At 61.7% G+C, this 13567-nt stretch carries 15 protein-coding genes; 4 read left to right on the forward strand and 11 right to left on the reverse strand.

Going from position 1 to position 13567, the window contains the following annotated elements:
- Positions 1-224: 224 nt before the first annotated feature.
- A complete protein-coding gene (locus QEH68_RS17740; RefSeq protein ID WP_207594915.1) occupies positions 225-605 on the reverse strand; it encodes a hypothetical protein in 381 nt (126 codons plus the stop codon).
- Between the two features lie 239 nt (positions 606-844).
- Here QEH68_RS17740 and QEH68_RS17745 point away from each other — a divergent pair, with 239 nt between their 5' ends.
- Positions 845-1420, forward strand: a complete 576-nt coding sequence (locus QEH68_RS17745) for a hypothetical protein (RefSeq protein ID WP_280623731.1) — start codon at positions 845-847, stop codon at positions 1418-1420.
- Positions 1421-1503: 83 nt separating this feature from the next.
- Here QEH68_RS17745 and QEH68_RS17750 read toward each other — a convergent pair whose 3' ends face one another.
- From QEH68_RS17750 to QEH68_RS17760, 3 genes are read right to left on the reverse strand one after another with little or no spacing between them, the layout of a single operon-like run.
- Positions 1504-2826 carry an MFS transporter gene (locus QEH68_RS17750; RefSeq protein WP_280623733.1) on the reverse strand — a complete coding sequence of 441 codons (1323 nt, stop codon included), beginning with the start codon at positions 2824-2826 and terminating at the stop codon, positions 1504-1506.
- Positions 2823-4415: an AMP-binding protein gene (locus tag QEH68_RS17755; RefSeq protein WP_280623735.1), complete on the reverse strand. Its 1593-nt coding sequence runs from the start codon at positions 4413-4415 to the stop codon at positions 2823-2825. Before QEH68_RS17755 ends, QEH68_RS17750 begins: the two co-directional genes overlap by 4 nt.
- A 17-nt stretch (positions 4416-4432) precedes the next feature.
- The gene (locus QEH68_RS17760; RefSeq protein WP_280623738.1) at positions 4433-5197 is read right to left on the reverse strand and encodes an enoyl-CoA hydratase/isomerase family protein; all 765 of its coding nucleotides are present in this window, start codon (positions 5195-5197) and stop codon (positions 4433-4435) included.
- A gap of 116 nt (positions 5198-5313) precedes the next feature.
- Between QEH68_RS17760 and QEH68_RS17765 the strand changes: the two genes are divergently transcribed.
- The 3 genes from QEH68_RS17765 (at position 5314) to QEH68_RS17775 (ending at position 7573) form a co-directional block, all read left to right on the forward strand.
- Complete coding sequence (locus QEH68_RS17765) at positions 5314-6207, forward strand: LysR substrate-binding domain-containing protein (protein WP_280623740.1); 894 nt, start codon at positions 5314-5316, stop codon at positions 6205-6207.
- Between the two features lie 94 nt (positions 6208-6301).
- Positions 6302-6685, forward strand: coding sequence for a DUF1304 domain-containing protein (locus tag QEH68_RS17770; protein WP_261611824.1), 384 nt, complete (start codon positions 6302-6304; stop codon positions 6683-6685).
- Between the two features lie 195 nt (positions 6686-6880).
- Positions 6881-7573: an HAD family hydrolase gene (locus QEH68_RS17775; protein WP_280623746.1), complete on the forward strand. Its 693-nt coding sequence runs from the start codon at positions 6881-6883 to the stop codon at positions 7571-7573.
- A gap of 190 nt (positions 7574-7763) precedes the next feature.
- Here the strand turns inward: QEH68_RS17775 and QEH68_RS17780 are convergent, their stop codons facing one another.
- The 7 genes from QEH68_RS17780 to QEH68_RS17810 all read right to left on the reverse strand — a co-directional run bounded on the left by QEH68_RS17780 (position 7764) and on the right by QEH68_RS17810 (position 13566).
- Positions 7764-8081 (reverse strand): hypothetical protein, encoded by a 318-nt coding sequence (locus QEH68_RS17780; protein ID WP_280623748.1) that lies wholly within the window; start codon positions 8079-8081, stop codon positions 7764-7766.
- A 219-nt stretch (positions 8082-8300) separates the two neighbouring features.
- The gene (locus tag QEH68_RS17785; RefSeq protein WP_280623750.1) at positions 8301-8717 is read right to left on the reverse strand and encodes a hypothetical protein; all 417 of its coding nucleotides are present in this window, start codon (positions 8715-8717) and stop codon (positions 8301-8303) included.
- A gap of 95 nt (positions 8718-8812) precedes the next feature.
- Positions 8813-9226, reverse strand: a complete 414-nt coding sequence (locus QEH68_RS17790; RefSeq protein ID WP_280623752.1) for a hypothetical protein — start codon at positions 9224-9226, stop codon at positions 8813-8815.
- 582 nt (positions 9227-9808) lie between these two features.
- A complete protein-coding gene (locus QEH68_RS17795) occupies positions 9809-10558 on the reverse strand; it encodes a ThuA domain-containing protein (RefSeq protein ID WP_280623754.1) in 750 nt (249 codons plus the stop codon).
- Between the two features lies 1 nt (position 10559).
- Positions 10560-11663: a Gfo/Idh/MocA family oxidoreductase gene (locus QEH68_RS17800; RefSeq protein ID WP_280623756.1), complete on the reverse strand. Its 1104-nt coding sequence runs from the start codon at positions 11661-11663 to the stop codon at positions 10560-10562.
- Between the two features lie 65 nt (positions 11664-11728).
- A complete protein-coding gene (locus QEH68_RS17805; RefSeq protein ID WP_280623758.1) occupies positions 11729-12628 on the reverse strand; it encodes a carbohydrate ABC transporter permease in 900 nt (299 codons plus the stop codon).
- Positions 12625-13566: a sugar ABC transporter permease gene (locus tag QEH68_RS17810; protein WP_280623759.1), complete on the reverse strand. Its 942-nt coding sequence runs from the start codon at positions 13564-13566 to the stop codon at positions 12625-12627. Before QEH68_RS17810 ends, QEH68_RS17805 begins: the two co-directional genes overlap by 4 nt.
- Between the last annotated feature and the right edge of the window lies 1 nt (position 13567).

The following is a 13567-nucleotide window of genomic DNA, read 5'->3' on the forward strand; positions in this document are numbered from 1 at the left end:
CCAACCCCCAATAGTTGTGCACTCTTCTCCGGAGCAGTCCCGGCATCATTTCCGGGTGCTCGTTATGAGAAGGACACTATGGGCGGGCCGAAGGGCCACAGGACGGAAAGCGGAAACTAGGTGGTGAATCGGCCGAAATTAGGGGTTATTTGGGGGCGTCTAGGTGGTGGTTAGGGGTGGCCTAGGTGGTGGACGAAACAGGGCCGGATCCCAAGAGATGGGGCTCAGTGCCCGGGCATCTCCAGGCAGCCGCCGTCCATAATGCTGCCGCCGGTAGAAATGTCGACCTTGCCGTCGAAAGCCACGTATCCGAAGAGGCATCCGCCTTGCGGCGACGCTGCCCCAAACCGCACACCATTTCCGTTGTCATCCGTCTGCACCGCGTCCGTAAGGCCAACAGAGCCGAACGCTTCCACTACGGCAGTTGCGGTGGTGGGCTCGCTGAGTGATTCAAGTGCCTTTCGAGCGGGTTCAAGATAGGAATTGAGATGTTCCCGCATGTCCGGCGTCAGGACTCTTCGCTGGCGGTACAGCTCGTTCGCCGCCATGGCCGCTTCAGGATCCACCACCACACAGTCCTCCGTCACCACCGGGATTCCCTCCACAGAGCGACACACTTGCGGGGGCGTGCTTGGGGTCGGAGCATCAGTCGGCGCCGTGCTCACCCCTCCCGGAATCGCACAGCTGGTGGTCCCCAGGATGGCTGCCATGATCAAACAAGACAGAAGTGTTTTGCGTAATTTTTTCCCCATCCAAGGACCCTACGGGACTGCCACTGTTCGGACCAGTTAATTCATCCATCGATTTTAGGTTGTCACCAACCAGTCGCGCAGTACCATGCCTTATGGAATCTTTCACCTGGGCAAAAGCCTCCACTGATCACCCCGAGAAAACCAAGGTCGCCGTTCTGCTTCCCGGTTCCGGATATCCAGTGGAGGGCCCGGTCCTCTTCTGGATTGGTGAAATGCTGGGAGCCCTGGGCTGGCATGTTCAGGCTGCCCGGTGGACTCCTGATGATTCGCCCAGTGCTGCCCCTCACGAATTTGCGGCCGCTGCTGCCACGCAGGTTTTTGCTGCCGCCCCCGACGCCGATCAGCGATTGATTGTCGCCAAATCATTTAGCACTTTGTGTATCCCGTGGGCCGAGGAAGCTCGCATCCCCGGCATCTGGCTGACACCACTGCTCACCGATGAGCGGGTCAGAAGCACCATCGGTGCATCGTCAAAGGACGACCTGTTCATCGGAGGTTCGCAGGACAAACTGTGGGACGACGGTCGTAAATCAGAGAGCGCAGGAACGTTCTTTGAGGTGCCCGGAGCCGACCACTCTTTGCAGATCCCTGGAGATTGGCGCGCCTCCCAACAAGCCCAAGCTGAAGTGTTCACGCGGGTTGAGGAGTTTGCCCTCGGGCTGGCCTAAACGCCAATATTCAGCGGGCATAAAAGAGGTTGGGCTGGACGCTGACGAGCGTCCAGCCCAACCCTGCTTCAAGCTGAACGCCTCTACAAAACCGTAGTCCGAGTCAGCGACAGGTCCTTCGTCTCGCGGAAGAACAGGACCACCACCACGCCGGACACCAGTGCCATGCCCATCAGGTAGAAGGCCGGAGCCAGCGGGGTTCCGAAGCCGGCCACCAGGCCGGTGGCCACGAACGGCGCAGTTCCACCGAACAGCACGTAGGCCAGGGTGTAGCCAATAGCTGAGCCGGAGGCCCGGACCGAGGAAGGGAACATCTCCACCAGCGCCGGAACGTTGGAGGTTCCGATCACGGCTACCAACGCACCCAGGACGCTCGTTCCAAGGATCGCGAATCCGAGACCCAGCGGCATGATGGAGAACGCGGGGATGGTCATCACCACGAAGCCAACGCACGCCACCAGCAGCATCTTCTTACGACCAAATCGGTCGCTCCCACGCGCAGCCAGAGGACAAACTGCCGTGTACACCAACATCGTGATCACGCTGGTGATCATCGATTCGGCAGAGGAGTAGCCAAGGCTCGAGGTCATGTACGCGATCATGTAGCTGCTCATCAGGTAGTAAGCGATGGCGTTGGTGATGCTGTATCCGAAGAGCGTGAAGATCTGGCGGGAGCACATTCGGATGGCATCACCCAGGGGCCGCTTTGCCACTTCGCCAGTCTTTTCCAAACCGCGGAACACGGGAGTGTCGTCCACCTTGGACCGGATATACAGGCCAATCAAACCAAGAGGTGCCGCGAGCAGGAACGGAATCCGCCAGCCCCAGGCTTGAAGGTCTTCCGTGCTCAAGGTGGCAGTAATGGCGGCACCCAGCAACGCGCCGGCAACCGAGGCCAGCCCAACGGTGGCCGGGATGATGCTCGCGTACGTCGCCCGTTTGCCTTCCGGAGCGTACTCAACAATGAAGGCGGACGACCCCGTGTACTCGCCACCTGTTGTGAAGCCCTGAACAGCACGGAACAGGAAGAGCAGGATCGGAGCCCACACGCCGATCACCGCGAACGTCGGCAGGATACCGATGCAGAATGTTGCTGCGCTCATGATCAGCACACACAGGCCGAGCATCTTGTTACGGCCAATCCGGTCGCCGTAGCGTCCAAAGAAAGCCGCCCCCAGCGGCCTGGCGATGAAGCCGCCGGCGAAGATCGCCCACACGGCCAGAAGTGACGCCGTCGTGGAGTAATCAGGGAAGAAGAGCTTCGCGATGGTGACGGACATGACCGCATAGGCCGCGGAGTCGAACCATTCGACGAAATTTCCGACGGCGGCCGCTGCGGCGACGCGCTTCAGGCTGCGCCGGGGGGAAGACTCGGTGTCAGCGACTTTCTGGGTCATCGTATTCATGATTGTTGTCCTTCGGGGCGGGGAGAGGCTACAACGTGTGGGAGTTCGCGGAGCTGGGCGCGCTGGACTTTGCCGGTGGCAGACTTCGGCAGCGCGGTGACGTATTCAATGAATCGTGGGTAGGCGAAGCGGGAGAAGTTCTCCTTCACATGCGCCACGATGGTTTCGCTCAGTTCCGCTCCCCCAGCGTGACCGGGCATTAGTTCGATCCATGCCTTGATGGACTGGCCGCGTAGCTCGTCAGGCACACCTGTCACAGACACGTCCCTGACGGGATCGAGCTCGCGAATGACTGCCTCCAGCTCATAGGGTCCAACGCGGTATCCGGACGTTTTGATGACGTCGTCGGTCCTCCCCAGGAACCAGAAATAGCCGTCATCGTCCGTGTAGGCCTGGTCCTTGGTGTGGTACCAACCGCCCCCGAAAGCAGTGGCGGACGCCTCCGGCATGTTCCAGTATCCCAAGGGAAATTGCGGGTTGGAGCGCGCACGGAGGCAGATCTCGCCGGTCTCGCCGACCGGGACTTCCTGCTCGTTTTCGTCCAGCAACCGGACGTCCCATCCAGGAAGTGGACGGCCCACGGACCCCGGCTTCACTGGCACATCGGGGTAGTTGCCCAGCAGCGGGTAGGACTCGGTGGAACCGTAATAGTCCAGCAGCGTCACCCCGTACTGCGACTCGAACCAGGTGATCAGGTCCGGCGTCAGCGGCTCGTTGGACGAGCAAACCGTCCGCAGGGACAGCGGGAAACGAGTACCGGCGTCGGGCACCTCTTCGCGCATCTTGCGCAGGAACGTCGGATTGACGAGGGCGCTGGTGACGCGGTGGCGGCTCATGCTGTCCAGGAGGGCTGCGGGGTTGAAGCCGCCGCTGGGCCGGAAGACCAAATGCGTGGCACCGAGTCGCAGCGGGCCCATGAGCTTGGCGAGCGACCACGCCCAGTCCCCCGCGCCGTAAAACACGTCGCCGTCACCGATCTGGTGGCAGTACTCGAACTCGTTGTGGCCCAACAGGGTCCGGTGCGCGTGGACGATTCCTTTGGCCCGGCCGGTGGTGCCCGAAGTGTAGAAGATGAGTGCGGGGTCGTCGGCTGCGGTTTCGACGTCCTGGAACTCTGTGGGTTCCTCTTTGATGGCCGGGCTGTCGATGTCGATGAACGTGCCCTCGTAGTCCTCGAACAGGTGCTTCGCTGACTCCTCGGCGATGATCACCGACGCGCCGCTGTCTTCCAGCCGGAAGCGGATGGGCTCTGCGGCCCAGAGCAGGGACATGGTGACCAGGATGGCACCGGTCCGCAGCACACCGAGGTACGCGGCCAGGGTGTCGGAGCGCTGGGGCAACAAGACGGCGACGCGGTCACCTTTCTTGATGCCGGCCTTTTGCAGCGTGGCCGCGATCTGGCGGGAACGGTCCTGGATTTCGCCCCACCTCACCTCTCGTTGACCTTCGACGGCGGACTCCAGGATGAGTGCCCGCTTGTCCCTTGGGTGGTGGTCGGCGACGTCGACGGCCATGTTGTAGAGCTCCGGAATCTCCCAGCGGTGGCTGTTCCGTAGTTCGATGTAGCGGTCTCGGGTGGCTGTTTTCACTTTGGTGTCCCGTCCCTTCAGCGGCGGCCGGCGAGGAAGCGGGCCATCTCGCGCTGCGGTTCGCCCGTACCGTAGGCCTCGCGGTGCACGCGCTTGGCTTCTGCCATGGCGTCGCTGAGGTCGTCGTCTTCCAGGCTGCGCAGGCGGTTCTTGGTCAAGCGGACCGCGCCGGGAGGAAGCAGGCTCAAGCGGGCGGCGAGGTCCTTGGCGTAAGCCAGCACGCCGCCGTCGTCCGCCAAGTAGTTGAGGAGGCCGAGGCGCTGAGCCTCGGCAGCGTCCACCAGCTCGCCGGTGAGGACGAACTGGGAGGTCTTGGACTTGCCCAAGATGCTCCACATGGCCCAGATGCCGGTGATGCTGGGGATGCCGGAGAGGACTTCGGGCTGGCCCATGCGGACTTTGGAGTCGCCGACGCGCAGGTCCGCGAGGAGCGAGTACTGGAAACCGGAGCCGGCGGCGACGCCGTTGACCGCGGCGATGGTGATCTGGTCGAGGTTGCGCACGGCGCGGTAGAGGCGGTCGAAGCCGTCGATCCAGGCCTCGGCGGACTCGTGGTCCTCGGGGTTCATGGATGCGGTCTCGGCGAGGTCCTGCCCGGCGCAGAACGCACGGCCGCTTCCGGTGAGGATGACTGTGCGGACCTCGTCGTTGCCTTTGAGGCTTTCCAGGTAGTCGATGAGTTCGTTGCGCATGGCCTCGGTCCAGGCGTTGAGCTTGTCCGGGCGGTTGAGGGTGATGATGGCGGTGGGGCCGGTCTGTTCGAAGAGGACATCCTGGGACATTAGGGAGTTTCCTTTGGTTCGTTGGGGCTTCTTGATTCCCATCTGACCATCGGCGAATGTGACCCGTCTAACATCAATATCTACTCGCCTTGATATCAAACTGATATGGTGCGGCGATGGACCTCCACCATCTCAAGTACTTTGTGGTGCTCTCCGAAGAGCTTCATTTCGGCCGTGCTGCGCAGCGTTTGCACATGGCCCAGCCGCCGCTGTCGCAACGGATCAAGGACCTGGAGAAGGAGCTCGGAGTGCTGCTGTTCCACCGCCGACGCACCGGTGTGGAGCTCTCCGAAGCAGGAGCCTTGCTGTTGGAGCATGCGCATGGGGTGCTGGATCACGTGGCTATGGCGCAGGAGTCGATGCGTCGGATCCGGCCTGGCGCTTCGGGAATCCTGCAGGTGGCCGTGCCGCCTGACACGAACCCGGTTGCCCTGTCCACGATGGTTTCTACGTTTGCTGCGTCTGCGCCTGATGTTCTGTTGAACCTGCACGAGCTCACCACCGTTGAGCAGGTTGAGCGACTGCGCGACGGCGAACTGGACGTTGCCGTGGTGCGTCACCCTTTGAGCAGCGTGGGTTTCGAGTCGGGGCCTCTGTATTCGCGGGCTCTAGGTGTGGTGCTCAATGCTTCGCACCCGCTGGCTGCGCTTGAGTCTGTGCGGCTTGGCGATCTTGCCGGGAGCCCGTTGATCATCTTCCCGCGGCACATGGCGCCCACTCTGTACGACTCGTTTCTGCACACGTGCCGGGATTTTGGCTATCTTCCTGCGGCTATTGTTCATGCGCGGAATCAGCACTTCACGCACGGGCTGATCCTGGCCGGCCGCGGGGTGCACTTCAACGAGGAGCCGTGGACGCCTCTTCCTTCGGGGATAGTGTGGCGTCCTTTGGTTGGTGATCTGTTGGCATGGCGGACCTCGGCGCTGTGGCTGAAGAGCCGTAGGTCAGCGGAGACGGACGCTTTTGTGGCCGCTGTGGGCGCGGGGCTGGAAGCGGGTGGGCACGGTTGATTGAGAGCGTTTGCAGAACCCCTTGAAGGTCTTGGCGCCTGAAGCGTAACCTGCACGCAAAGAGGCGGCGATTGCAGGACTATAGGAGCGCGGCATGAATTTGCTGAGCCAGATACTCGCCGGATCCACCGGTCTGGCGCTGATCACCGTTGGCATACTGGAGATCTTCTTCCATGGCGATCAACGGTTTTACCGAATCTTCCTCATTAGGCCGGAAGACGTGCGCGCAGTGCGGATGTGGGCGATGAATGTTGGCGCCTACAACATCACCTTCGGCCTGGGCATCGCAGTGGGCCTGTGGCTGGTGAACTTCTCAAGCAGTCCCGCCAGCGGGTCGGCGATAATCATCTTCTGCTGCGCGTGCCACGTCTTCCTTGGTTTCTGGCTCTGGGTCACAGAGAAGCGCCTTCTGGTCAGCGCCATCGGTCAGTCGTTCTTTCCCGCGCTGGTGATCGTTTTCTACGTTCTTCTTCACTAGTGGGGCAGCAGTGAATGACCGACAGGACTTCGATTGAGTTGCTCGACTACGCCGCGGCGATCTGGTCGGCGACACCGTATCCGGCTGCCACCGCCGCTCCGGCTGGACGTTCTGACTGGAGGCCCATGGTGCCGACCATCCCGCGGCAGAACAGGTCCGTCGGCAATATGAGGAACAGCGGGCTACGCTTGGCGGGTGCAAATTCGAGCCGTCCTGTTCGATCTAGACAACACTCTGTTCGATCATCCGTCATCCGCCCGTGCCGGCGTGGATGCTTTTCTTCAACATCTTGGAACGGAGGGTTCCAACGAACTTACACGTTGCTGGTTTCAAATCGAGGAAGTCAATTACAACCGGTTCCTCGCGAACGAACTCACATTCCAGGAACAGCGCCGTGAGCGACTCCGCCAGTTCCTCCCGTTAGCCGGGCTCTCAGTTCCCCAAACGAGCGCCCGAATCGATGAGCTATTCAACAAATACCTCGAGAACTACGAGGACGCCTGGATGGCCTTTCCAGACGCGGCGCCGGCATTGAAGAACCTCCGGGCCATCGGCATGCCGGTGGGCATCATCATAAACGGGAACCACGACCAGCAAACGTCCAAGGTCAACAGAATCGGGCTCGAACCCCTCCTCGACCGGGTATTCAGCTACGAACATATAAACCACGCCAAACCGGCACAAGAGACGTTCTTACAGCCCTGCAGAAGCATGAATGTGTCGCCGACGGTGACCCTTTATATCGGAGACAACTACCGAGTCGATGTCGAAGGAGCCCGGAACGCGGGGCTACAAGCCTTACATCTCAACCGCGAAGGCTCGATGCGGGAGGGAACCATCCAAAGCCTTGCGGAATTGCCTCTTCGCCTCGTCGAAGGATCCCTTTAGGTTCGTCGGTTGTACGCGAAAAACCCCACGGAGCACTATTTTGGACTCTCCTTTGCCGACCGAATGTCTCTCCTCGGAACGCGCCCGTTAACCGATCCCTACCGGGTACTCGGCCGAGCATGCGAAATGCTCAAGCGTCGCTCGCTTCGACGAGTAACGGGACATCCCGGGCTGCGCTGGGACGAGGATTCTAGGAGTCGAGTCCAGGCACCGACGCCTTCAAAAGTGTGATCACTTCAGGATCGATTTGGGGCTCCCGGACGAGGCTCACAATCGGTTCGTACCACCGCAATACACAATCGGAATTAAGCCTCCCGAATGCAATCAGGTCTTCGTCCGAAAGGTTATCCCCGTCGATGAGCCGGCGAAGGGAAGCAAGTGACTCTGACGCAAGAATGATCAATTCTGCGTCAACCGGAGCGATCGGCTCGCCGCTAGTCCACGATCGGAGAGGCTCGCCGGGCCTGTAGTTGGAAGATTCCCGGGGCACTTCTGGTGTGCTACTCATTGTGTGCAGCCTACCGGCAGTCGTGCAGGGCAGAACTGAGCTGGAGGCCTATACGCTATCCGCAGCCAGGGACCAAGCGTGAGCACCGCCCGCAAGCCGGTCCCCACCGCTCGCTATGAGAGATCCAGCTGCACGCCCTAACAAGCCCGCCGTTCCAGCTACTGCTTTTCGCGTCAGACCCGCCCGCAAGACTGCGCGGTGTAGGCGCCCTATACCGCTTCATGGTTTTCGCTCCTCTTCCCCGGAATCACGACCTTTTGATTCGCTGTCCACTTCGTACGGGACGACGACGACTTGAACGTCGTCTTCATAAATGACGGTGCCGGGATCGGTTGAGTAGAACACGCGGCAGGGGACGTCATGCCGGCGCAGAAGATCGATGTAGAAATCCGTTTTCTCCAACAAGTGAGTGGTCGACACTTTGAACCAAGCCTGTGCGCCCGGGGCTGCGTAGATCGACGCCTCAGGCGTTACGTAAGCCGCGTCGTAAAATTCGTTGGTACTGCGCCAACGGCCCCAATCTTCGGTGCTGAGGCTGCCCTCCTTCGCCAATCGGTTCGCCAGGGCGAAGATCCCAAGGTGTCGCCCTTTTGCATCAGGTGTACTCGATTGGTAGCGCACAAAGCGTTGTTCCATAACGCCTAGCCAACCAGCTGGGTTATCGGATCACAGGGATTGACGACGCGGCGTCCGTATCAGCCCTTCGTGCTGACGGACGGGTCGAGTCTCGACTAGCCGCCAGCCAGCCGCCCCTCCGAACGTCGTCGCAGTGACATTAAAGCGAGCGCGTACAACAGGCCGCGGGCCACGCCGAACAACCAAGGGAATGGCAGGTCGAAGCCTATCCAGAACACTGCTTCCACAGGCAGGAGGACTAGCCCAAGAACCAGCCCGGACTTGCGCCCCCTCCACGCCAGCCAAGCCGCCCACGACGCAACCAGCACTACACCAAGGAAAGCAATGAGCAGCGCCACGAAGGTCCAGCTTTGCAGGCCGTCCCATGGACCCGCGTACATCGGGAACAGGTCCATGAACATCGGCAGGTACCCGTTCTTTAGGAGGTAGATGCCGACTGGAATAGCCGGGATCCCGAATGCTGCAGAGTAGATCCACGTCAGCACGGCCGCTACACGCGCTTTCCGCATAGGCTTCCTCGTTTCGGCCCGCCCCAAGCATTTCCGGCTGCCAGAGGAGCCGGTTACAACCAGTGTGGAGCAGGGCGTTCCTCGACGGAAGCGGCCAGCGATTTCGATCTTAGGAACACTCCTGGCTCCAAAGGATTCCTACAGATATCAAGTTCTGACCGGTCCGCCAGGGCAAAGTCCTGTACGTCCACTGATTGATGTCGGATTATGGGTTTCAGGGCGCCCAAACTGGCTCGGAGTCGAGGGATAGGGAAAGTGTTCGCATGAAAGAAAGCCGGTCCAGCCGAGCCACGGAGGATATCGCTTTCGCCCAATTTGCCGGCTCATTCACTGCCTATGCTCTTATGCTGTTGGCGTTCCTTGTCCTCCTCATATTCCGACCCAGTGCCTACGACCCGAGTACCTACTGGGCCCCTCAAGTACCAGAAACACCGTCCGGCCCCGGGACGGAATAGTTATACCGACGCTCGATCCCCCGGGGTCTGGGCACGTCCATCGAAAGACGGAACCGCCGTCACCATGCTCCTGTTCCTTGCTGGCTCTTCGACGGCAGCCAGCGAGATGAATGGAAGCCCTCGCGTCCTACGCTTCCTCGAACCGCCCCCGCGCTGGATTGGAGACCTCCGGCGCCTCCCGGAACACGCCAGGCTGCGCAACCCAGCCAACACCGTTCGCGATCACCTTCTGGATCTGCGGCTGGTGGTACACCGGGTATTCCTGGTCGCCGGGGCTGAAGTAGAAGATCCGGCCCTTGCCACGGGAGAAGGTCACGCCGGAGCGGAACACCTCGCCACCTTCAAAGGAGCTGATGAAGATGAGGTCATCGGGCTCGGGAATGTCGAACAGTTCGCCGTACATTTCCTGCTGCGGAATGACGATGGGGCTCTCAATGCCGGCCGCGATCGGGTGCGACGGCTTGACCGTCCACACGAGCTCACGTTCGCCCTCGTTGCGCCACTTCAGCGAGCAGGTTGTCCCCAGCAACCGGGTAAAGATCTTAGCGAAATGCCCCGAGTGCAGCACCACCAAGCCCATGCCGCCGAGCACGTGGCGCTGCACGCGCTCCACCACTTCTTCGCTCACTTCCTGGTGCGCAATGTGCCCCCACCACAGCAGCACGTCGGTCTGCTCCAGCACCTCTTCAGAAAGTCCGTGCTCGGGATCGGCGAGTGTCGCCGTCGAGATTTCGGAGTCCGGGTAGAAGCCGCGGAGCCCGGCGGCGATGGCGCCGTGGATTCCTTCCGGGTACATCTCGCCGATGGTTGCGGGCTCGTTACGGGCCTCGTGGACAGCTTCGTTCCAGACGACAATCTTCAATTTCGCATCAGACATTTCAGAGCACCACTTCACGTTGTTCGAGGGCGGATTTGTAGCAAGCATCGAGTACCAAGGCGCGGCTCAAGGCAAGGGACCCGTCATGGCTTCCCCACACAGTCTCGCCGCCGCGCACTGAGGCAATGAAATCGTCGACGACGGCCTGGTGGGCTCGCCCGGGTTCGGCCACCACTTCGAAGTCGGCGTTTTCGCCGTCCTTCTCGGTGAAGACGTGAACGTCCGCTACCGGGTTCTCGGAGGCGCCGACCGAGCGCAAGTCCGCGCCGCCGTCGGTCCCGTAAACGGTGAAGTCCATCAGGTCCCGCTCGTCGCGGTAGGTGGCCCAGCCCGCTTCCAAGATCAAAGTACCGCCCCCTTCCAGCCGGATGAACGCCGAAGCGAAGTCTTCCACTTCAAACTTATGACTCGAGTTCGAAGCTGTGTAGCGGGCGTTGCCGCCGAGGCCGCGCGGGCCAAGTTCGGAGTGGGTCGACGCGGAAACGGCCAGCACTTTGGGCTCGCCGAGGAGGTGCAGCGAGTAGTCCAGGACGTGCACGCCGATGTCAGCAAGCGGACCACCGCCGGCGAGTTCCGGGTTGGTGAACCAGCTGCCCAGCATCGGAATGCCCTGCCTGCGCAGCCAGGATGCCTTGGCGTAGTACGGGCGACCCAGCGTCCCGGCGTCGATCACTTCCTTGAGCGCCTGGATGTCGCCGCGGCGGCGGTGGTTGAACGCGACGTCCAGGACGCGGCCAGCCTTGCGGGCGGCGTCCACCATCTGTTGACCTTCGACGGCGTTGCGCGCCAACGGCTTTTCGCTCAGCACATGCAGGCCTCGCTCCAGCGACGCAATGGCGATCGGCGCGTGCAGGAACGTGGGCACGGCGACACTGACAGCATCGAGACCTTCCAGCTCGATCATGTCTTCCCAGCGGGCGAAGGCGTGGGGAATGCTGTATTCCTCCTTCAGCTGGGCAAGAAGGTCAGCTTCCATACCGGCGACGGCGACAATTTCGACGCCGTCGATGTTGCTGTACGCCTTGAGGTGCTGCTGGCCGGCCCAACCGATGCCCACAACTCCCACCTTGAGGGTTGCGGACGGGGCCTGCTGCTGAATGCTCACGTTATTCCTGTTCTTTCTGGGGTTTCTTAGAGTCTGTGAGGGGTTTGGGGACTTCGTGACGGGGCCTAGCCCTTGACCGCACCGGCCGTCATGCCGGAAACGATGCGCTTCTGGCACAGCAGCACGAGGATCACGAGTGGGACGGTGATAATCACCGAGGCGGCACTGATGGTGCCGAGGGGTTGGTCGAACTCGCTGGTGCCGCTGAAGAACGCAATCGCGACCGGCACAGGGCGGGCTTCGGGCGAGGTGGTCAGCGTGACGGCCAGGAGGAATTCGTTCCACACCGAGATGAACACCAAGATCGCCGTCGTCGCCAGGCCGGGGACCGCCAGCGGAAGGATGACCTTGCGGAAGGCGACAAACGGTGTGGCGCCATCCATGTACGCGGATTCCTCCAGCTCACGCGGGATCTCCTTGAAGAAGGACGTCAGCGTGTAGATCGCCAGCGGCAACGCGAACGTCAGCTTCGGAATGATGAGGCCCAGCAGAGTGTCATACAACCCGACCTCGCGCCAGATGGAGAACATCGGGGCCGCGATGGCGATGGCCGGGAACGTGGTGACCGAGAGGATCAGCGTCAGGATCATCGCCTTGCGGCGCATCTTCAATCGCGCCAGCGCATATGCGGCGAAGGATGCGAACACCAGCGCCACTGTTGTCGTCACGACGGCGATAATCACCGAGTTGCGCAAGGCCAGGAGGAACTCGGGGTTCTGGAAGACCACCAGATAGTTCTCGAGGGTCGGCTGGCTCGGGAAGAGCTCGCCTTGGGACAGGCTCGCGCCCTTCTTAAGGGAGGTGTTCACCAGCCAGTAGAACGGGATGAGCGAGAAAGCCATGACAGCCACCACGAACACCCAGACCAGGGGATGCAGTTTCGATTCCCCACGCAACCGACGCTTTGGCGCCTTGGGGCGCGTGGCGAGTTCCGCCGTCGGGCGTTCTGCAGTCAGCGTGCTCATTGTTCCTCCTTCGCGACGTCGCGGATGTTGCCGCCAGCGAAGCGGACGTAGATGACCGAGACCACCATGACGGTGAGGAAGGTCAGGATGGACAGCGCCGAGCCTTCGCCCACCAACCGGTTTTCGCGCAGTTGCGTGTAGGCGAGCATGGACATGGATTCGGTGCCGTTCGCACCGCGGGTGAGGACGAACGGCAGGTCGAAGACGCGGAGGGCATCCATGGTGCGGAAGATCGCGGCGAGGACGATCGCCGGGCGCAGGAGCGGCAGGGTGATGTTCACGAAGGTCTGCCATTTGCTGGCGCCGTCGAGTTCAGCGGCCTCGTACGTTTCGGCGGAGATGACCTGCAGGCCGGCCAGGATGATGAGCGCCGCGAACGGGGTGGTCTTCCAGACGTCGGCCATCACGATCACGGCCATCGCGTAGCCGTGCTCACCGAGCCAGACGACGTCGCCGCCCGGCAGCCCCAGTGCGGAGAGGACGTTGGTGACCAGGCCCATGTTGGGCTGGAACATCGTTTGCCAGGTGATGGCGCTGACCACGGTGATGATCGCGTACGGCAGCAGAACCACAGTGCGGAGGACGGCGCGGCCCTTGAACGCGAGGTTGAGCAGGAGCGCCATGGCCGTGCCGAGGACGAGTTCCAGGCTCACAGAGAGGCCCGCGAAGAGGAACGTCTGGCCGAACGCAGCCCACCACTCCCGGCTTGCGAGGGCGTTGATGTAGTTTTCCAGGCCGACAAAGCGGGACAGGCCTGCGGTGCGGACGCTGTACTGATTCAGCGAGAGCCAGATCGCGTAGCCGATCGGGACTGCCGCAACCAGCGCCATGATGACCAGCGACGGCGCGGTCATGCGGAACGCGAGCTTGCGTTCGGCGCGGTCGCGGCCGCTTGTCTTCGCTGGGCCGCGGCTTGCCGGGATTGTTTTTATGGCCATG

The organism is Paenarthrobacter sp. OM7, from assembly GCF_029873575.1.
GTDB lineage: Bacteria > Actinomycetota > Actinomycetes > Actinomycetales > Micrococcaceae > Arthrobacter.